This is a genomic window from Vibrio sp. D173a, assembly GCF_030248475.1.
Genome location: NZ_JAHGAH010000094.1, coordinates 1 through 19,558 on the forward strand (window position 1 = coordinate 1; position 19,558 = coordinate 19,558).

12 protein-coding genes are annotated in these 19,558 nt (G+C 43.3%); 8 read left to right on the top strand and 4 right to left on the bottom strand.

Annotated elements, in window-relative coordinates; genetic code table 11:
* Positions 1-1,560: an ATP-dependent endonuclease gene (locus KIV40_RS10760; protein WP_285349142.1), complete on the bottom strand. Its 1,560-nt coding sequence runs from the start codon at positions 1,558-1,560 to the stop codon at positions 1-3.
* Between the two features lie 853 nt (positions 1,561-2,413).
* Here KIV40_RS10760 and KIV40_RS10765 point away from each other — a divergent pair.
* From KIV40_RS10765 to csy3, 6 genes are all read left to right on the top strand, one after another.
* On the top strand, positions 2,414-4,009 hold the full coding sequence (locus KIV40_RS10765) for a hypothetical protein (RefSeq protein WP_285349144.1): 1,596 nt from the start codon (positions 2,414-2,416) through the stop codon (positions 4,007-4,009).
* A gap of 2 nt (positions 4,010-4,011) precedes the next feature.
* Entirely contained in the window at positions 4,012-5,091 is a 1,080-nt protein-coding gene (locus KIV40_RS10770; protein WP_005532039.1) for a hypothetical protein, read from the top strand.
* Positions 5,091-9,848, top strand: a complete 4,758-nt coding sequence (locus KIV40_RS10775) for an OmpA family protein (protein WP_285349145.1) — start codon at positions 5,091-5,093, stop codon at positions 9,846-9,848. The genes KIV40_RS10770 and KIV40_RS10775 overlap by 1 nt, the downstream gene beginning before the upstream one ends.
* Before the next feature lie 205 nt (positions 9,849-10,053).
* Positions 10,054-11,238 carry a TniQ family protein gene (locus KIV40_RS10780; RefSeq protein WP_285349146.1) on the top strand — a complete coding sequence of 395 codons (1,185 nt, stop codon included), beginning with the start codon at positions 10,054-10,056 and terminating at the stop codon, positions 11,236-11,238.
* A complete protein-coding gene (locus KIV40_RS10785; protein WP_285349148.1) occupies positions 11,239-13,161 on the top strand; it encodes a type I-F CRISPR-associated protein Csy2 in 1,923 nt (640 codons plus the stop codon). It abuts the gene before it with no gap.
* A complete protein-coding gene (gene csy3 / locus KIV40_RS10790) occupies positions 13,133-14,173 on the top strand; it encodes a type I-F CRISPR-associated protein Csy3 (protein ID WP_285349149.1) in 1,041 nt (346 codons plus the stop codon). Before KIV40_RS10785 ends, csy3 begins: the two co-directional genes overlap by 29 nt.
* A gap of 182 nt (positions 14,174-14,355) precedes the next feature.
* On the opposite strand, the gene KIV40_RS10795 is transcribed toward csy3, so the two are convergent.
* Positions 14,356-14,562: a helix-turn-helix domain-containing protein gene (locus tag KIV40_RS10795; RefSeq protein ID WP_124942110.1), complete on the bottom strand. Its 207-nt coding sequence runs from the start codon at positions 14,560-14,562 to the stop codon at positions 14,356-14,358.
* A 91-nt stretch (positions 14,563-14,653) separates the two neighbouring features.
* Here KIV40_RS10795 and KIV40_RS10800 point away from each other — a divergent pair, with 91 nt between their 5' ends.
* Together KIV40_RS10800 and KIV40_RS10805 are read left to right on the top strand one after the other, a co-directional pair.
* Positions 14,654-15,202 (top strand): hypothetical protein, encoded by a 549-nt coding sequence (locus tag KIV40_RS10800; protein WP_285349150.1) that lies wholly within the window; start codon positions 14,654-14,656, stop codon positions 15,200-15,202.
* Positions 15,196-16,590, top strand: a complete 1,395-nt coding sequence (locus KIV40_RS10805) for a DEAD/DEAH box helicase (protein WP_228174118.1) — start codon at positions 15,196-15,198, stop codon at positions 16,588-16,590. Before KIV40_RS10800 ends, KIV40_RS10805 begins: the two co-directional genes overlap by 7 nt.
* A gap of 90 nt (positions 16,591-16,680) precedes the next feature.
* On the opposite strand, the gene KIV40_RS10810 is transcribed toward KIV40_RS10805, so the two are convergent.
* Both KIV40_RS10810 and KIV40_RS10815 read right to left on the bottom strand, forming a co-directional pair.
* Complete coding sequence (locus KIV40_RS10810; protein ID WP_285349151.1) at positions 16,681-17,661, bottom strand: TniB family NTP-binding protein; 981 nt, start codon at positions 17,659-17,661, stop codon at positions 16,681-16,683.
* A 21-nt stretch (positions 17,662-17,682) separates the two neighbouring features.
* Complete coding sequence (locus tag KIV40_RS10815) at positions 17,683-19,557, bottom strand: Mu transposase C-terminal domain-containing protein (RefSeq protein WP_285349153.1); 1,875 nt, start codon at positions 19,555-19,557, stop codon at positions 17,683-17,685.
* Position 19,558: the final 1 nt, after the last annotated feature.

Below are 19,558 nucleotides of genomic sequence, written 5' to 3' on the forward strand. Positions count from 1 at the left end.
TTAAGTGATAGGAGTTAGCTGTATAAGCGGCTTTCTTTTCAACAACTTTTGTTGATTGAGCACGTAATCAACTCGACCCCAGCCTCCGCCATGTCTACCGTAGTCCAAGTCAAGCAATGTCACATAAGGGATATTTAGACCTTCTAATAGCCGCCAGAAATGGTTTACATGCCTGCCCCCTAAAGGTGCAACACTGATAAAACTATCATCTATATCAACGCCCCAGTGTGATAGTAGTTTTGGAATGACAATTTGTTCACTCTCACCCTCACCTAAAACAACTAATCGAGCGAAGTAGATCTCTGGATATGCCTTAACCGCACCAGCAACAAATTTGTATTGTTCATCTTCTGGGCCTGGAAGGTTTATCTTAGAGACAATCGTATTAGGCGATTGCTTCTCTTGCCTGAAATGCCGAATTTGTTTCGGTTCGATCCGACCAACTAAACTGGGTGAGTGTGTAGTTACCGCAACCTGAGCATTGGTCTTTTTAGCAAGCTTTATCATGGATTTAACTATGCGACCAAGATAGTGAGGCGCTAGATGATTTTCCGGTTCCTCTAAGGCAAGCATGGTGTAGATGGGCCTTTTAAGCCTTTTCTGATCGAAATGACGTCTGTTTTCGTTATTCTGGAGAGTTTTTGACTCCATCTCATGGACCGCTTGGATAATTGAGATATGTAGAAGTGATCTCTGACCGTCACTCAATCTTTCCATAGATGCAACAGCACCGGAAGCAGATTCAAAAGATAAAGATATCGTTTTCAACAAATCTTCCGACTGCAAGGGTAAGAAATTAAGCTTTGCCTTACTGAATAAGTCACCCGTGTACATTTGGTCCCAACTATTTTCCAAATGACCCTGAATGAGACTTACAGCTGCATTCTTTGATATTTCGTCACTTGCCTTCTCGGTATACTCGACCGCTTTTTGAAGCTCACCTTCTGGCCCTTTACTCCATTGGATCGCATCCAAGAGCCTTCCGAGCAAAATTTTAGTGGAAGAACTTATCTCTTTAAAAGGATTGCGACTCGCTGGGATATAGTGAACTTGAATATTATTTCTGTCAGACCGACGAAGAACGCGTTTTTCACTAGCATCAAAATCATCCTTATCACTAAGAATGAAATAGACAGTTTCGTTGACAATGCCTTCAGGAGACACGTCATCGACTGTTAACTCCGCCTCGAGCCTTACCCTTAGCAAAGTTTTGACATCACCCTCTGTCTCGCCATTACCCTCAGAGCTGAAGCACATTTGATTGAACGTACTCGCAACGGCGGTCAGGTCATCTCCACCCTGCAGCTCGGGAAACTCAAACCAAGCCTCTATAAAAAGCTTTTCAGCACGGAAGGTACTTGATGATGGACAGTGAAAATCATCAACCAAAACCTTCCTCGAAGACTCTGTTACACCAAACATTCTACTCAGAGCATGAAGTGTGGAAGTTTTACCACTACCGTTGAGGCCTATGAGGGCCGTAAGGTCCTCCTCAAACTCAATTTCAGTTAGTTTTCCAAAACACTGGAAGTTTGAAATGCGAACTTTAGATAACTTCATCTTTAAATCAATACTTTATTGGCTCTAAAAATGTGTTTGTAACATGAGTTGCATAAAGAAAAAAATGATTTGAGTCACACGATATGAGGATTGTTTCATGGTTAGTTTCATTAATAAAACCCACCAGCCTTAAAAGTGAGGTGATTCAAAGGTTAAATGTAAATGGGACAAAGACGTATTTGCCGAGATCGGCGTCAGCACGTCTTTGGACACAAATGTCTTGGCTTGTCCGTTCCATATCACAATGACTTTTTCATGAACATCTTCGGGTAAGACATTACAAGTTGCATTCCCACATCCCAACCTGATATCACTTCTCACATTTCATCACTCAAGTAGTATTGTTGACTATTTGCCCCTATTAGAGCTTCCACTCACGAGCAACTAAGCGGCTTTTTTATTCCCTGCAGAGTAGAAATAGTGATTAAGATCTCGTTTTTTTACTTTCAATTTAGCGACTCACGATGTGAATATGACGGCTACTTTGTCACTCATAGCCGATTTAATGTGGTAATTTTCAAAATTTAGCTGTTATTGGTGGTTTTTTTACCTAATGTAAATCGGGCTTTTTATTATTTTTTAATTGAAATACATCTGGTTAGAGCAAATAATGGAAATACCCCATACATGGGTAAACGATTATCAATCACCAAATCGTTAAAATTAAGTCTTATCAGCTTAACTTATCACCGTGGCCACTTTGTTTTAACGACTTGGCCACGGAGATCTGCCAATGCATCCATCTATAAGATTCATCAACAGCGCCAAGCTCTCTCGGTCTGATCTTGCTTGTCTGCTCACCCCCGAAGAATGCATACAACAATTTTCTCGATTTCGGAATCCAACTGATGTTGTGAAAAGTTTGCCTCGCGAGTTAGCACAGCGCGTCTCACTAACGGCAAAAAAATCGACAGCGGGCTTACTCAGTGCGTTGCAAAAGGAGCTTGTTCAAGCGAACTGGATTGCACTCACGAATACACCAAACCATCATTCCCTTGATGATGCTCGATTTCGGAATGCGCCTAGACTTAAATCTCGTATTGAGACATTGGCTGACATAAAAGAGAGCCGCACACCTAAAGCATCCTACAAGCCCGTTACCGACGATGTCACCTTGGTGCGTAACTACGCTCACGTGCCTTACGAACCTAGCCCAGAACATAAGATAGTGGTGGAGTTTGCGGGACAATGGTCAAGCCATGCCGCGTGTCTAATGTTACTAAAATCAGAAGATCAGGCACCGAAAGTCACCAATGCACGAAGCGACATGGAGAATCAACACCGTAGCCTTGCCACATTTGCAGGATTGAGTGAAGAAGCAAGGGACCTCTGTATTAAAGTCCCGTGTACTGATCAACCGCAACCCATTACTCTGCCGCTCGCAACCGCACTTACACCCGTTGAAAAAGACGCCGCTATGGAAGAATGGGATAATGTATTGATACCTGTTCTCCCTATGCTTGAAAGTGGTGGAGGATCTGAGTTGTGCTCTTCTGGGTATTTCTATGTGATTTGGAACAACAAGGTGTGGCGCGAAGTAGAGGTGGCGCCGAACGGTTACTTTGCTGACGTCGATTTAGAGTACTACCGTAATGCCGAACCAGAGGGCGGCAAAGCGTTCCGCCACGTCAATATTGATGGTGCCAATTTAGTGAATGAGTATTATGTTGGGGAAGAGCCGTTTGAGCTGTATCAAGCTGGCAATAAAGTATACTCAGGCACACTCAATGCGGACCAAAGTGCGCGCGTCTTCCGTTTGACGGAAGAAGAAGTTGAGGTGGCATTTCCAACATTAGACATCGAGCCTATCACCGTTAAAACAGTAAAAAGCCCAAGTAAAGCTGGCGACGGTGACGATAGAGTCGCACAAGGTACGCCATTGCCCCACATTTGGGTCCCTTACAAAATCAATGGTGAGATTCAGTCAGAGTGCTATCTGCACTACTCTCCAGTTCAATTAACACTCGCTGAGCTTTCGAATTTAGAGAGTGATCCTAGTTCAATCGCCAAGCCATTGGCTGAGTTGAAGGTATACAGTGATTCGCAGAGTTTCGATAATACTGGGACCGTGATCATTCCGGTTGGCACGGCAAAAGAGAGTGCATTTGGGGCAGCGTTAATCAACAGTTTTACACAAAGTAATATCGCCGGATTTGAAATGGCGCCATGCGGCGACTTACCGACGATACGCTATTTACATGAGCCTTTGGTCGATCAGCCTGATGATTTCTTTGCGCTACGCAATGTTGAGCACGATTGGATAGCGAAGTCATTTTTCCGCTCTACAAAAATCGATGATGAAGGATATATGACGCATCGATTTGCGTTTCCTCCCGAAGAAGTTGAGACCGTTGATATTGTCCGAGCAGTGCATGCGAACAGCTCCACTGGCCTTCAGCGTTTGGTGGTCTTAGAAGAAAACGTACCAATTTCAGAATTCCTAGGTTAAATATGAAAAAACTACTATCTCTTTGTTTGGCGGTACTTACGCTCACGGCGTGTACCGACGATGGCCGCACCTACGTTGGCGAACATAACTACTACACGATGGAGCCGACGGAAATCGCGGAAAGCCCATCAAGTACCTATCAGGCAGGCAAGTTCCCTCGTTATCATGTATTTCGTGCTAAAGAGTGGCCACGTGAAGATTTGAACGACGCCAGCTCATACGATTTACCGCGCGTGCAATTTACTTGGGCCAATTTATCGGAGAGGAGCGTGCTAGAAAAAGGCGCACCGGCTTACACCGATTATGAAGGACGAGTAAAAGTCTGGAGTATGAAGACCGACGGTACCGACTTACGTTTGGTCACGGATCTACCATTCAAAGATACTAACCGCGATATTGTTTACAAGAAAACCAGTCGTTCACCAAATAACCGCTACGTAGCGATGAATGCAGGAACGCAGGTAAAGGTCTTTGATATCAAAGAGCAAAAAATGATTAACCTGCCTCATCAATTACATGGTCCATCTGGTTATATTTGGGCGGAGGACAGCAGTTACCTGTATTACCGTACAGGACAAGTAGGGCGTGTGGTTTATAAGTGGGATGTGAAAACTGGTCAAGTCGAAAAAACAGATATATCAATTTCAGGCGTAGGCTTGATTAAAGATGGTTTGCTTTACCACGTTGGCACAGTTGGATCGAGCATAAGAGATGAAAAGACTAATAAGGTACTCACTCAAGTACAGTGGGGAGATAATTTACCACTTTCTGCTGTAAAAACCACCTATCAAGCGATAAGTCCTGAAGGCGATAAAACATGGGCGGCGGGATCGCGCAATGCCTTTTATGTAGATTTAAAAGAAGGTGTTGAGAAACCAAGAGAAGGTGCAATGCAGTTTGCGATTGGTTTAAACAGTAAGTACGCCTTAACCAACTACAATGCCATGCGCATGTCAGTTAAAAATAACCAGACCAAACAAACTTGGGAATGGCGAGCTCTAAGCAATAACGGTACGCGCGACCCCGCGATTGTGTACAACGTCTCTGCAAACCATGGCGATTGGTTTAAGGAGACCAAGTAATGGGCTTTCAATTTGACCAAGAAGTGTATTTATTTGGGGCTTTTTTTGAAGGTGAAAAGATAGGGGATAACGTAATTTTCCCAACTTGGCACCAAGAATCGGACTTGACCGAGAAAACAGAACTAAACGGTAAAATCCGCCCTATTCCTCAGACGCCGATTATGGTGAACGCGATAGCGGGTGTGGATGCTCAGCTTTGGGGCACCACTCTAGAAGGAAAAATCGTTGAGTTAGGCATGGGAGAGCCTTTATCGAAATCTGCAGCGCAGCCTCTTAATGGCGAAAAGGTCGATGGGGAAGAGCCTGCAACTGAAGATAAAGAAAACTTCATGATTTTGCATCCAGGTGCGCGCAAAGAGAATATCCAAAAAGACATCGATTATGAGTTGAGCTTCCCGCCGATTAGCTGGCTGTCACAGATGATTGCCCCGCCGGATTACAAAGACGGAGGCGCATCTGATGTCGCGACATTAGCAGAAAACATCAAACATTTTGCGACGACCATCGACGGGGTTGCTAATGGTAAGCGTCAAACAGGGGTTAAGTTTAAGCTGACTAAGATCAAACCATCTCAATTGGCAGCAAAATATGAAGAGGAAACGGATGGCAAGCTGAGTGAAGAGCAGAAAGCCTATAACAGTTGGTATGACAAACAACAAAATAAACCATACCTACAAGGCTTTATTGTTCCTCGTGTGCATACCTGTGCGGTGCTATTTACTGACCCATTTTATGCTGGCGCAGAGGTCACGCTGGTACAGCCCTTAAAACAGATTAAGCCTGGAGAGTCTGAGACTGCCGGTGAAACGATTATCGCCACACAAACGGTTACCAGAAGGATGCCAGAATGGGACAACAGGAGAGAGAACGATGTCTTACCCAGCGCACTTTTACACTTGGATCCCATTGATGCGAAAGACGGGTTCTATCTCATTCGGGTCGCCTTTCGCGAGCAAGAATGGCTGGAGTTTGAAAAAGAACTGTATCAGCGGCTGAAGTTACCTGAGAGCGTCATTAGGGCCAATGTAAAAAGATCCAAAGCGTATATAGGAAACACCGATAAGCTTCAAGATGTCTACACTTACGAGCTGCATGAGCGGCTAATTTTTAAAGAGACAGCAGGCATTGGCAAAATGGCGTGTGTGTGTGGTGATATGATCACCCTTGAAGAGACGCTGATACAACAATTTCCCAGCCAGTTACCCGAGTACAGTGTGTACGCTAGCAAGGGCGTCACGTATCACAACCAGTCTAAACCGGGTATGGCCTCGTTATCACTGAGCTCGGCTATCATGAAAACCTACGATTCATTGAGCTCGGATTTTCTCTCTATCGAGGGTGCCAAAGTGTACGGCACCTTTGGTGATATGGCCAAAACCATTGGTCAGGCATTATGGGAAAATGCCGAAACGGGTAACTTGCCCGACTTCATTATGAGCGGGTTGTCTTTGAAGGCAGCGTTCGCGGCATGTAAAGATGCTCAACAGACGATTGATATTTCAAAAACTCTTGTGGCGCTACCATTAAGCGTAAAAGATTATAGAAAGCTTATCCTTAAAAAAACAGTCATCGACATTCCATATATAAAACAAGCATTCAAGGATAACGGTCAAACCCAAATATTCCGAGGTTTGGGCCGCTTATCCAAAGATTTTCTGTCTGGCACCAATCAAGCTTTACCTGTGATACAACTCGGGTTAAGCGCGATGGAGACCAAAGAGCAGTATGATAAACACATTGATGCACTCGAAGATGCCGAACAAGCCCACGACAGCCTCAAAGCGTATGCCAAACAGTACCTTTCTGCGATTGCTTATTTGCGACGCTCTGATGAGAAGGAACGATGGGAGACAAAAGCCACCGAGGTACAGGGTTTTCTGGGAAATGAAGCAAAAATCTACACCGATGCCATGGGCGTCGTGGTGCGGATCAACTTCAAATTTAACTCCGCTGAGTTTGAGAACGAGGTAAAAGCACTCAATAGTAATTATGAGGAGCTTTGTAAAAAACTACGTAACCTACTGGTCGAGAACCCTGATTATCAGATCGCATTAATTGGCCATGGTGGCCCTATCAGTAGTCAGGAGAAAAACCTGATCGTCTCACAAAGACGAATCGATACAATCAAAGATCGGATTGTAAATGGGACTCAAGGTGACGAAAGAATAAAGCTTGAACGTAGACTCGTCACACAAGCCAAAGGTAAAGCTGAATTATTACCTAAGGAAGGCGGTTACCACGACCATGGTGACCGTTCGGATACAGCCGACATTGCTATAAACCGAAGAGTGGAAGTTCGCTTGGTTATCCCTGATTTCTCAATTTCTCTGCCGCCGAGTCGAACAGGTACCCTCGCCTTAAACCGGGCTCACCAATATTGGGAAGGGTTTAAAATTACCGCAAAAGAGGCTCAAAAAGAGGCCTTCTTCTCTGCGATTGATGTGCTTGCTACCGTCGCGCTTTGGACCCCAGCTTCCCCTATCGCCGCATATTATTTAGCAGGTAGCACAGCCGGCAAATTGCTTGGCGCTGCTACGGATTTTTATGGCGACTTGTTTGGTGATCAGACGTTTAAAAAATTAAAAGATACTTACAACACAAAAAGCATGCTCAAGACCCTTAGCATGATTAACCAAGAGTTGATCGTGTTGTACGAGGAAGTGGATACAAAACTTGAACAGAGAGAGTTAAAGCCAAGCGAGATAGCCGGTTTTCTCGAGAGCCAGGTTAATCACGACGAGCTACTTAAACGCTTTTTACTGCGAGCCTACGCTCTGAACTCATTGGTCGAGCTGTTAGCCATTTTAAGTAGCATGGATGGTGTGCTCCGTAGCTTTGATAATCTGATAGAACAGTACGAAGTGGACTTGTTCATCGAGCAATACGTGATGAGCGACAATTGGTCCATTCCTGTCAATATGGGCAATACGCTCGCTTTAAACTGGATTAATCGCAAAAAGGCGTTTAACTCTTCATTGTCCCATACGGTAAGCAGTTTGGCCTTTGATCAAGGTCGTCAGGTGCATGGCTCCTTTAACACTGGTTTCCCAGTACAAAGTCAGTTGTATTTAAACGACAAGACAGCGGACATGATCGATATCAATCTAGCCAAAAAAGAAGGCTTAAAAGCGTTTTGCAACGACTTTAATCTAACCAAGGTCGAACTCGAGGAGAAAGACATTGGCTTTAGCCGCTTATTGGTTAAAGAAGGGAACAACTGGCAACCTTACGTAGATTGGGTGAGAGAGGAAAGCGGACGCAAACTCAGACCGCAAACCCGCGTTATGCTGCAAGTGATCTTAACAGGAGAAGTCGAGCATCACTCTAAGAGTATGTTCTTACAAGAGGTGTCGTACAGCACCGAAGTCATCGGATTTAACACCAATGGCCCTGCATTTGATGTGTTGTTTACTAAAAAGAACGCGCAAGAATTACAAGATCCTGACGGCGCAGTAGCAAAGTACTTTGAACAGCAGCCACAATTACAGGAAGAAGAACTCGAGCTGCATTCCCTTGAGTTTGAACCGACCTATACATTCGGCCATGTATACATCCATGGTTTAAAACCGCTCTGCCCTTATGTGAAAGGCATCGACTCGCTGAAAGCACTTATCAAAGGCCAATCAGTATTTGAGCATGTGCTCGACAATGATGGTTTTGACCAAATGGAATATACCTTCAGCCTCGCGAAACACGATTTAGCACTTGGCGTACGGATGGTCGGTACCAATAACCAATTTAGACTTGAATACCTCACCGCGAAATACGGGACATCGAAAGCTTCAAGCCCTCAGACAAGTCACTTTGATGGCCAAATAGAAGTGCTGAGCCAGTTTGAAGATACAGACTTCTTAATCGAAGATTTTGTAATGAGTGAGTCGTCGTCAGCCCGCGATAACACACCACAAGTTATCGGCGATCAACTAACAGTACTGCAAGGGATTGAAATTGATGGTCAACTAAAGTGGGGAGAAGATTGGACAGAGCAAGCATTAGCCAGTGAGTTTGATTGGAACAAAGAAACCTCGTTTGCCGTCTGTTTTGCCCTATTCGGCGATGAGCTAGCAAGCCAAGAGTACGAGACTATGCGACTGAATTGGCGTGAACTGATGATGAAATTGAAGTTAAAAGACGGACCAACCATACACAGCGCAATGCATTATTGTGGGGAAATGAGTATCGCAACACATACGACCGTCGTCCCATCAAACAATAATTACAACGGTATGCAAAACGAGATAGTCTTTAAACTAGCGCATGACAAAACACAAAGTACGCACAACCATGATGACCTTGCACAAAGCGCCATTGACTTTTTACAAGACAATACTGCGCAGTACAGCCAGTCATTGAAAAGCAGTGACCGCAAGCATGTGTATATCGTGCGTTTCAAGTTTACTTACGTTTCCCCTACGGGAACCTTGGTAGATGGCATGCGCCCATATGGAGACATTATCGCGGGTAAAAACCTTAAACCTTTGACAGTAACATTTGAATCATTACAGCAATCAGCGCTTAATGAAGGGTATCCGCTACCTGGTATCGATGTGAGGCTGCCACCTATCAAGGACTACATGGATAAACCATGGACGCGTATCCTCAATGAAAAAGAGCCATCGAGTATTTCGGTAAGAAATCACTGGGGGAACTTAGAAAGCCCAGAACAAAAACGAGAGTTCGTTAATAAATGGATAACAGAGCAAGGGCTCTCGCTCAAAGCCCCTCAAGTTGAACTGCTCCAAATCAAAGAGATTTGAGCGTAACCAAAGCTAAGAGGCGTCACAATGACGCCTTTTCTTCTTTCCATTCCTCAACCTGCTCAAAAAAAGCTCAAAGTCCTTTATAGTAACAATCTTTTCGCCGTTTATGACAAAATCCAAAAGTTGTGGCTGGCGTCTCAATTCCAAACAAAACACGGCTAATCATACTGTTAGCTCCTATATTGAACTCAGGAGAAGCTCTATGTTTTTGCAAAGACCCAAACCTTACAGCGATGAAAGCCTCGAGAGCTTCTTCATCCGTGTGGCAAACAAAAATGGATATAGTGATGTCCATCGTTTCCTAGAAGCTACCAAACGCTTCCTACAAGACATTGACCATACCGGCTATCAAACCTTTCCAACTGATATCGAAAAGATTAACCCCTGCTCGGCCAAAAATAGTTCTAGCGCCAGAACTGCCTCATTCCTGAAACTTGCGCAATTGACGTTTAATGAACCGCCCGAGTTGCTTGGATTGGCAATAAACAGAACAAACTTAAAATACTCACCTTCAACCAGTGCCGTTATACGTGGTGCTGAGGTTTTTCCTCGTAGCTTACTCCGAACTAAGTCCATACCTTGTTGCCCATTATGCTTACAGGAAAATGGTTACGCTTCTTACCTTTGGCATTTTGAGGGTTACGATCATTGCCACATTCACGATGTGCCGTTAATCAGCACTTGTAACTGTGGTGCTGAATATGACTATAGGATATCGGGGGTAAATGGAATTTGTGGCAGTTGCAACGAACCTATAACTATACATAGTTGTGGGAGTAGCGGTGACGCTATATCCGCCGTAGAAAATTGGCTTGTCGGTAATGAATCTAAAGATCTACCAGACCTCCCTCAAAGCTATCGCTGGGGCTTGGTGCATTGGTGGATGCACCTTAATGACAACAAATTCGACCATCATTCATTCAGACGTTTTTTCGCAAACTGGCCAAGAGCATTTCATTCAATGATCGATGATGAAATCGAATTCAACCTTGAGCATGCTGTTGTCAGCATATCTGAGTTAAGACTAAAAGACCTTCTAGGCCGACTATTTTTCAGTTCGATTCGGTTGCCTGAACGGAATCTTCGACACAATATCATCCTAAGCGAGCTTCTCAGCCACTTAGAAAAGCGTTTGTGGCAAGACAAGGGGCTCATCGCTAATCTTAAAATGAATGCGTTAGAAGCGACCGTACTGCTAAATTGTAGCCTCGATCAGATAGCATCAATAGTTGCACAACGTATTTTGAAGCCAAACCGCAGAACCAAGCCGAACAGCCCTCTTGAACCTACCGACTATTTATTTCATTTCGGCGATATTTTCTGTCTTTGGTTAGCTGAGTTCCAAACCGATGAGTTTAACCGTTCGTTCTATGTGTCGAGGTGGTAAATGCAAACTCTGAAAGAGCTAATCGCATCCAATCCTGACGACTTAAAAGCAACTCTAAAGCGTGCATTTCGTCCTCTCACACCGCATATTGCGATCGATGGCAAAGAACTTGATGCAATAACGATATTAGTCAATTTAACCGATAAGACTGATGATCAGAAAGACCTCCTAGACCGAGCCAAATGCAAGCAAAAACTTCGAGATGAAAAATGGTGGGCTAGCTGCTTAAATTGTGTGAAGTATCGACAAAGCCATAACCCAAAATTTCCTGATATACGGTCTGAAGGCATTATTCGAACCGAAGTCCTAGGTGAGTTACCGAGCTTTCTACTCTCTTCTTCAAAAATCCCGCCATACCATTGGTCATATTGCCATGATTCAAAATACGTCAACAAAAGCGCATTCCTCACCAATGAGTTTTGTTGGGATGGTGAGATCTCGAGCTTGGGTGAGCTTCTTAAAGATGTTGATCATCCACTTTGGCAAACGTTAACGAAATTAGGTTGCTATCAAAAAACTCGTAAAGCAATAGCAAAGCAGTTGGCCTCGATTGCTCACGTAACCATCAGTGTGCCGCTCGCCCCGAATTACCTGACTCAAATATCGCTTCCCGATAGCGATACATCCTACATTTCACTCTCACCGGTTGCCTCTCTATCCATGCAGAGCCACTTTTATCAAGGACTCCAAGATGAATATTGGCATACATCGACGACACGGTATAGCCGAAGCACTAATATGGGTATCACCGCGATGACATGTGGCGGCGCATTTAGAATGTTAAAGTCTAATACCAAGTTTTCCACCACCCCTCATCATCGATTAAACAGTAAACGCCGCTGGTTAACCTCAGAGCACATCCATTCACTAGCACAGTACCAACACCTTAATAAACGCTTAATGCCTGAAAATGCGCGAAAGGCGCTCCGTAGAAAATACAAAATCGAGCTTCAGAATATGGTAAACGCTTGGTTGGCAATGCAAGACCACACCCTAGATTCAACCATACTTGTTCAGCATCTGAATCATGACCTCTCCTGCTTAGGAGCCACCAAACGTTTTGCATACGATCCAGCGATGACCATGCTCTTTACTGAGCTTTTGAAGCGAGAGTTATCAAATTCAATGAATGATGGTACACAGCATACTAATGGCTCATTTCTAGTCCTACCGAATATCAGGGTTTGTGGCGCAACGGCTTTAAGCTCTCCGGTAACTGTGGGGATTCCGTCACTTACCGCTTTCTTTGGGTTCGTTCACGCATTCGAACGCAAATTAAATAGCATCTACACCGCGTTTCGTATCGAATCCTTTGCGATATGTATTCACCAACTCCATGTCGAAAAGCGCGGGTTAACAGCCGAGTTTGTGGAAAAAGGCAATGGGACTATATCAGCTCCCGCTACCCATGATGACTGGCAATGTGATGCAGTATTTAGTCTTATTTTGAGCACTAATTTTGCTCAAAGTATTGACCAACAAACGTTAATTACAGCACTACCGAAGCGACTTGCTCGAGGTTCAGCAAAGATTGCGATAGACGATTTTAAATATCTAAACTCATTCACCACGATAGAGACGGCGATCCAATCTCTGCCAATAAAGGTTGGAAGGTGGATATCGCTTCACACACAGCCAAACAATAACCTAGGTGATCTATTAGCTGCCATCAAAGAGGACTCTCAGCTTATGGCAAGCTGCGTCGGTTATCATTTGTTAGAAGAACCCAAAGATAAGCCGAACTCTCTCAGAGGTTACAAACACGCTTTCGCTGAGTGCATTATTGGACTAGTTAAGTCAATCACTTTTGGCTCCACGACCGATGCTAACACCATTTTATGGTCGCTAAACAGCCATCAAAATTACATAGTGGTAAAGCCAAGGAGTATCAGCAATGAAACTACCCTCGAGTCTAGCCTATGAGCGCTCTATCGACCCATCAGATGTCTGCTTTTTTGTCGTTTGGCCCGACGATAAAAAAATACCTTTAACTTATACATCTCGTAGTCTGCTCGGACAAATGGAAACGGCATCATTAGCCTATGATGCATCCGGCAAACCCAAGAAAAGTGCTACCGCTGAGGCTTTGGCTCAGGGGAACCCACATCAGGTTGATTTCTGTCACGTTCCATATGGAGCTAGTCATATCGAATGCTGCTTTTCCGTCTCTTTTTCTTCTGAGCTACGCAAACCGTATAAATGTAATTCAAGCTCAGTCAAACAAACGTTAGTGAAACTTGTAGAACTGTATGAAAAGAAAATCGGCTGGACTGAGCTAGCTACCCGATACTTGATCAATATATGCGACGGCACGTGGCTGTGGAAAAACACCCGTAAAGCTTATTGCTGGAACATCGAACTTACACCTTGGCCATGGAACGGGGAAAACGTTAAATTTGAAGATATCCGTAATAACTACATATCACGAAAAGACTTCGAAAATCATAAAGATTGGTCGGGTATAACTGAAATGATAAAAACCGCTTTTTCCAGCTCTAATGGACTGGCGATATTTGAAGTCAAAGCCACCGTGCACCTGCCAACCAATGCCATGGTGCGACCAAGCCAAGCTTTCACAAAAAAAGAAAACGGCAGTAAAAACAAATCTAAATCTCAAAACAGTCGAATTTTTCAGCATACAGTTATTGATGGCGAACGTAGTCCTATACTAGGAGCCTTTAAAACTGGAGCAGCTATTGCAACCATTGACGACTGGTATCCTGAAGCAACTGAGACACTGAGGGTTGGAAGGTTTGGCGTTCATCGCGAAGATGTCACTTGCTATCGTCATCCCTCTACAGGAAAGGATTTGTTTTCGTTACTGCAAAAAGCAGATCATTACATTGAAGTGTTGAGCTCTAACGAAGATCCAGATCAAGAAGCTATCGTAGCTGATAATGTGTTAGATAAAGAACTCCCTGACGCGCTCGTGTGAACTGCCGAGTAGGTAGAGTACATTCACAACATCAACACTGTTACTTCCCAAACAGCCAGTCGGCTGTTTGTTTTAACCTCAAAAGAGGACTATAATCCTCATAACTACTGTAAAGTAGCTGATAATAAACGAACCACCTTCATTCGAGTTCAAGAGCAAATTACTGCTGAATAAGTAGCTAACTAAGGAAGAAGGTCTCTAACATCACACCCGAGCACTCTCGCTAACTGATAAGCTTTTTCGAGTGTGATGTTGACCTCTCCCCGCTCGATTCTCCCAATGTAACTTCTGTCGATATCCGCAAGTAACGCAAGTTTATCCTGAGAAATGGATTTGTTTTTCCTCATTAGACGCAGATTATTGCCGAAACCTTTCGCCAAGTCATTCATTTCATTCAACTCTTAAAATGAATGACTATCGACTCTTGATGCAAATATTACCACGGACTATAATCCGCACCTTTCGTTACAGCAGAAGATTATGACCAAAAAAGTTCGAGTTAATCGTGATATCTACGAAATTATTTCACTACCGTCGATGAGCGAGTTTCGAGTTACGCAAATCAGAAACCTAATTACCGAGAAATCCGGGCATTACAGCAACAAAGATACCGCAAGACTTTATGTGGCTCGTCAACTAGAAAACCTCGAGAAACAGGGGGTCCTGAAGAGCCAAGGTCTACGTCACAATAAAACATACAAAAAAACCTGTATGTTTGCGGAAGCGAATTTCATCTTGAAAGATAAGCGTGTTTCAACAAAACGGTCTAACAATGGCGGGCCAATTGATAGTGCTTCAGTCAAATCCATGCTGATAGATGAAAAAAAAGACATCGAATCTAACCTCACAATCGCACTTGCTGAAATTGATGAGTACAAGCTACTTATGAGTCGTTCAAAAAGTCTCCACAACCTTTTACTCCCTTCTCATACAGATGCCGTTAATAACGCTGCTGCATTGGTCGCGAAACTAAATGTCTGGACAGACGCTATAAAGCTTGTAATACAACAAGAGGAAAAGTCGTGTTAAGAAAATGGCAAGCTGAGTGCGTTTCATTAGCTCTATCAAAGTATAGAAGTGGACACGCACACTTTCTTGCTCAGGCTACACCTGGTGCAGGTAAGACAATTATGGCAGCGACTTTAGCAAAACGAATGTTCGACTCAAGGGAAATCGACTTCGTGCTGTGTTTTTCCCCCTCAAAGGCTGTCGCAGATGGGATAAAATCAACTTTTTCACAACTACTAGAATGTTCATTCAATGGCGCGCTCGGTGAAACAGGCTGCTCTATGACTTACCAATCGCTTCGGTTCGTGACCAAACGCTTTTGGGATACCCTTTCAAAATACAAAGTGCTTTGTATATTTGATGAAATCCATCATTGTGGAGGAGATAATGAGCTCAACAGTAACTCATGGGGTTACCAGCTATTAAGAGACGTACAACATGCTGCAACTTTCACTCTCGCACTAACTGGCACACCATGGCGTTCTGATAAAACACCAATTACGTTAGCATCCTACACAGACCCCGAAGGAAAAATCGTATGTGATTATCGGTATTCGCTTGCTCAAGCAGTTCAAGATGGCGTTTGTCGTAAACCGAAAATAGCCCTGATTGATTGCGAGGAAGTAAAGGTTACCGAGAGCGAAGGTCTACGTTCATATAACACCATCGATGAACTGTTAAATGAGGGCGATGTAACATATGCTCTAATACTCAAAGACCAACAAGCGCTTCTTCACCTAATCGGGGAAGCAGTTAGCCGGCTCATTAGTATTCAAGCAGAAAGCCCAAACGCCGGTGGACTCATTGTGGCGTCTTCAATCCAAGAAGCTAACAAAATAGCCAGTATCTTAACTAATAGTTACGCGCAATCTTCGGTAGTCGTTAGCTACAGAGATACAAGTTCTCACGAAAAAATAAAGGAGTTCAAAGAGACCCATTCTAAGAACTGGATAGTTAGCGTTGGCATGGTCAGCGAAGGAACCGACATTCCTAGGCTGCAGGTCTGTTGTTACTTAACTAAGATTAAAACAGAGCTCTATTTTCGCCAAGTGCTCGGTCGTATCCTCCGTGTCACAGAGTCACCTAATCAAGAAGCTTGGTTATACACCTTCGCCGAGTCGAACATGATTAGATGTGCAGAAGAAATTGAGACTGACATTCCGGATACCTGTTTGTACCTAAACTACGAATGTCCAGACTCACAACGGTCTCGCGTGGATGAATCAAGCAAAACGCAAGCTTTAGATGCTCAGCTTTTGCCAGCATCGGTAGCAGAGATTTCATTTAACTGGAATGATGACTTGTCTGCCTCTGAGCCACCTAATGGCAAAAACTCCGATTTATTTGAGTCAAGTATTCAACTGGCAAGGTTCAATCAAAGAGTCATTGAAGCTTTTCGGGGGGTGTAGCCGTGCTGGAAGTGCACTGGAGTAATGCTACTAAGGTGAGTCTAGTTATTCACTGACTCGGATGACAGGTAGGTAAGGAAAAAAAGCATTTCAAAATAAATCTCTAGGGGAAATATCCTTTTCTTGCTGGCTAAGATAATTCTCCCAGCCGATGTCCTTAGGTGGTTGTTTAATCGTTAACTCATTTACGTTTACCCGAAAAGGATTTTGTTTCTCGCATGCAGCCCTGCTTACTTTTGGCGCGGCTTTCGCAAAGTGCTTGAGCAAAATCTTATTTGAGTTATCTCGTAATGCTAGACGGCTCGACCGATTAATTAGCTTTCTTATGCGTCGCAAATTACCCTGAGAGAAAGCATATATACGTTTCATCATATCTGGAGCTGCAAGATCTGAAGATTCATGAAATGGAAGAGCCTCATCAAGCATTGCTAGAAAAGTCTTATACAGGATGCGATTTTCTTTGTTATTCAATCGAAAAGGCTCAAGTGTATGTTGCAACTCAAAACGCCCTGCAAGTTGGTTATTTGCTTCCAAAATCAACACAGAGTATGGCATACCAAACAGCACTACCGGAATCTTCGAACCAACGATGAGCATTTTCAGCCAATCAGCTGCGCTATGTAAGATTTGCTTGTTCTTCCTGTCGATCATGTGTTGAAATTCATCAATAATGATTAACTCCACTCCACACAATTTCATTAAGTCACTCATTTCTTTCGCAATTTTGACTGGATCATTTCCTCTTGAGAAAGCTAGCGGGTCTCCTAGATCAGATAACAATTGTTCAGAAGCAGTTATTGGGGTGGCATTAGGAGGAAGTGATGTAGACAAAATCGGTATGATAGAGCCGCCGTTTGTCTCAGATCGAGGGTTTTTAGCTAAGTATTTATCAATTATTGTTGTTTTACCGGCGCCCGTATCCCCTACGACAATCATACAGTCTGGCTCATGGATACCGTCACTGAACTCTCGACAATCTGAAATATCATCAATGATGTCGGTAATTTGAGGGTTTTGAATAAAGATCTGTTTAACTTTATTAGCAGTTATTTCAACTTTTTGACATTCCATGTCAATTACCTCGATAACAATTCACTCTATTGACCAACCCTTAGTATTGACTTCAATATCCCAATCGAACTCATCATCAAGTTCCGACTTGATGCTTTTATCTTGCTGTTGTGTTTTCGCGACAGAAGATGCTCTTTCAGTGTGCTCTTTCACGCGCTGCACCCGAGATGTAGTTATGGTACCTAATGAGTTTCGCGTCTGGTTCTGACCAGTTTTATCAAATGCCTTATCAATGATTTCGAGTATTTTTCGCCAAGCTTCAACGACATCTCTGTGATTGTAGTTCTTTCGAATATATCGTCTTGCATAGTTACAACAAGTCTTGTGTAACCACTCAGAAACAGAATAGGCGTAGTCAGCATCAATTGCCTCTACAGCAAAAAACTCTTCTTTCTTTTCATCAAGTACATACACCCTACCAAGACAGCTAGGATCATACTTGATTCTTACTCGTACGCCTTTCATGTCTTTACAAGTTGCTTCTCCAAAATATTTTGCTAGACGATCACTAGAGTAGCGTACTGTTGTACCAAGCCTAACTCCATTTCTATCGAGAGCTACCTCGCGGTTTTTCCCCAAGTTAAACTTCAGTTCCTCTCTGGAGCCTTTGAAAGGACGTGGGGGGATTGAAGAATTGACAGCGTCAACCCAACTCAGATTCGGGATGTTGTTTTCAAGACCATTCTTCCCATTTTGATACATATCAACTATCCAAATATGAATCATTTCTTGAAGAAGTAAACTGTCGATTACGGCATTTTTAAGCGGGTCGTAGTCTTTCCTTTCGAATATGTTAGTAAAACTCTTTCCAGGTATCCGAGACAATAGTCGATTATTGATTGTGCGAAAGTAACGCTCTACTGAACCCTTAAGCCAAGGCTTTTTAGTTGGATTTTTCTTCACCTTGATTTTCAGCTCTTTGCACGCGATTTTGAAGTCAAGACTGTTAAACTCAGCACCATTGTCGACTATTAAATGCTCTGGGAGACCATAACAAGGCCAAACCCCTTCTACAGAGGGATATAATTCTTTGAAATAATCTTTAGGTAGAATAGAGTTTTCAAGAGCTAATGAGACTGAAAGGTAACTCGGTGGCTCGAATCCTAGGTAGAAGCCTATTATGCTCTTTGTATGAGTGTCGTATAAAAGCGTAAGCCAAGGCCGTCCTAACGGTATACCATAGCGTTCATCAATAACAAATAGATCAAGTCTGGTATGATCTGCCTCTACTCGTTCCAGTGCTCTTGTTGTTGCAGGTCTTTGCCCCACTTTCCTAAAAGTCGCATCAGCCGCACTTTTTCCCTTCCTAAGCACAATTTTTTCATACTCAGAGTGCTTTCTCAGCCTGTTCCTAAACGATTGTATTGAAAACAAACTGTGCTGAGTGTTATTAGTTTCGTTATACCTAGAAACTTCAGTTTCAAGTGTGAGGTATGCGGAAGCAGCTGTTTGCTCTTCAGCTGAGAAATAATCTTTTATTGCTTCTTGAATTAATGGCTCAAGTTCTTCCGGCACGTTTTTGCTCGTGTTGCCAGCTGTCACTTTGGGTATAAGTGATGACAGCTGGAAATCCGATTTCTTAAAAGTTCTCCAGTATCTGTAAATACTGCTTGCCGAAGGCGTAGTTGAACCGAACTTTTCTTTTAAAAATGGGAATGCGTCATCAATTTCTTTCTTAGAGAAATTTTTTCCATACCGCTCAATAAGAAGTTCTAGAATGTTGTACCTATGTATGGCTTCATCTCTACGCTCTTCACTTACACCAAAAACATCCTTGAAAACTAGATCGATTTCTTTCCAAAGAGGAAGCGATAACGTTTCCTTCGGCTTAGATGCAATGCCAGAACGAGAGCGTGGAAACAGATCTCCAAATCGCTCAGTGTCTTCATCACTCATA

Coding starts and splice junctions, on each gene's coding strand:
- KIV40_RS10775 (WP_285349145.1), top strand. CDS start 5,091: ATGGGCTTTCAATTTGACCAAGAAGTGTATTTATTTGGGGCTTTTTTT.
- KIV40_RS10800 (WP_285349150.1), top strand. CDS start 14,654: ATGACCAAAAAAGTTCGAGTTAATCGTGATATCTACGAAATTATTTCA.
- KIV40_RS10760 (WP_285349142.1), bottom strand. CDS start 1,560: ATGAAGTTATCTAAAGTTCGCATTTCAAACTTCCAGTGTTTTGGAAAA.
- KIV40_RS10770 (WP_005532039.1), top strand. CDS start 4,012: ATGAAAAAACTACTATCTCTTTGTTTGGCGGTACTTACGCTCACGGCG.
- csy3 (WP_285349149.1), top strand. CDS start 13,133: ATGAAACTACCCTCGAGTCTAGCCTATGAGCGCTCTATCGACCCATCA.
- KIV40_RS10815 (WP_285349153.1), bottom strand. CDS start 19,557: ATGAGTGATGAAGACACTGAGCGATTTGGAGATCTGTTTCCACGCTCT.
- KIV40_RS10785 (WP_285349148.1), top strand. CDS start 11,239: ATGCAAACTCTGAAAGAGCTAATCGCATCCAATCCTGACGACTTAAAA.
- KIV40_RS10795 (WP_124942110.1), bottom strand. CDS start 14,562: ATGAATGACTTGGCGAAAGGTTTCGGCAATAATCTGCGTCTAATGAGG.
- KIV40_RS10780 (WP_285349146.1), top strand. CDS start 10,054: ATGTTTTTGCAAAGACCCAAACCTTACAGCGATGAAAGCCTCGAGAGC.
- KIV40_RS10810 (WP_285349151.1), bottom strand. CDS start 17,661: ATGGAATGTCAAAAAGTTGAAATAACTGCTAATAAAGTTAAACAGATC.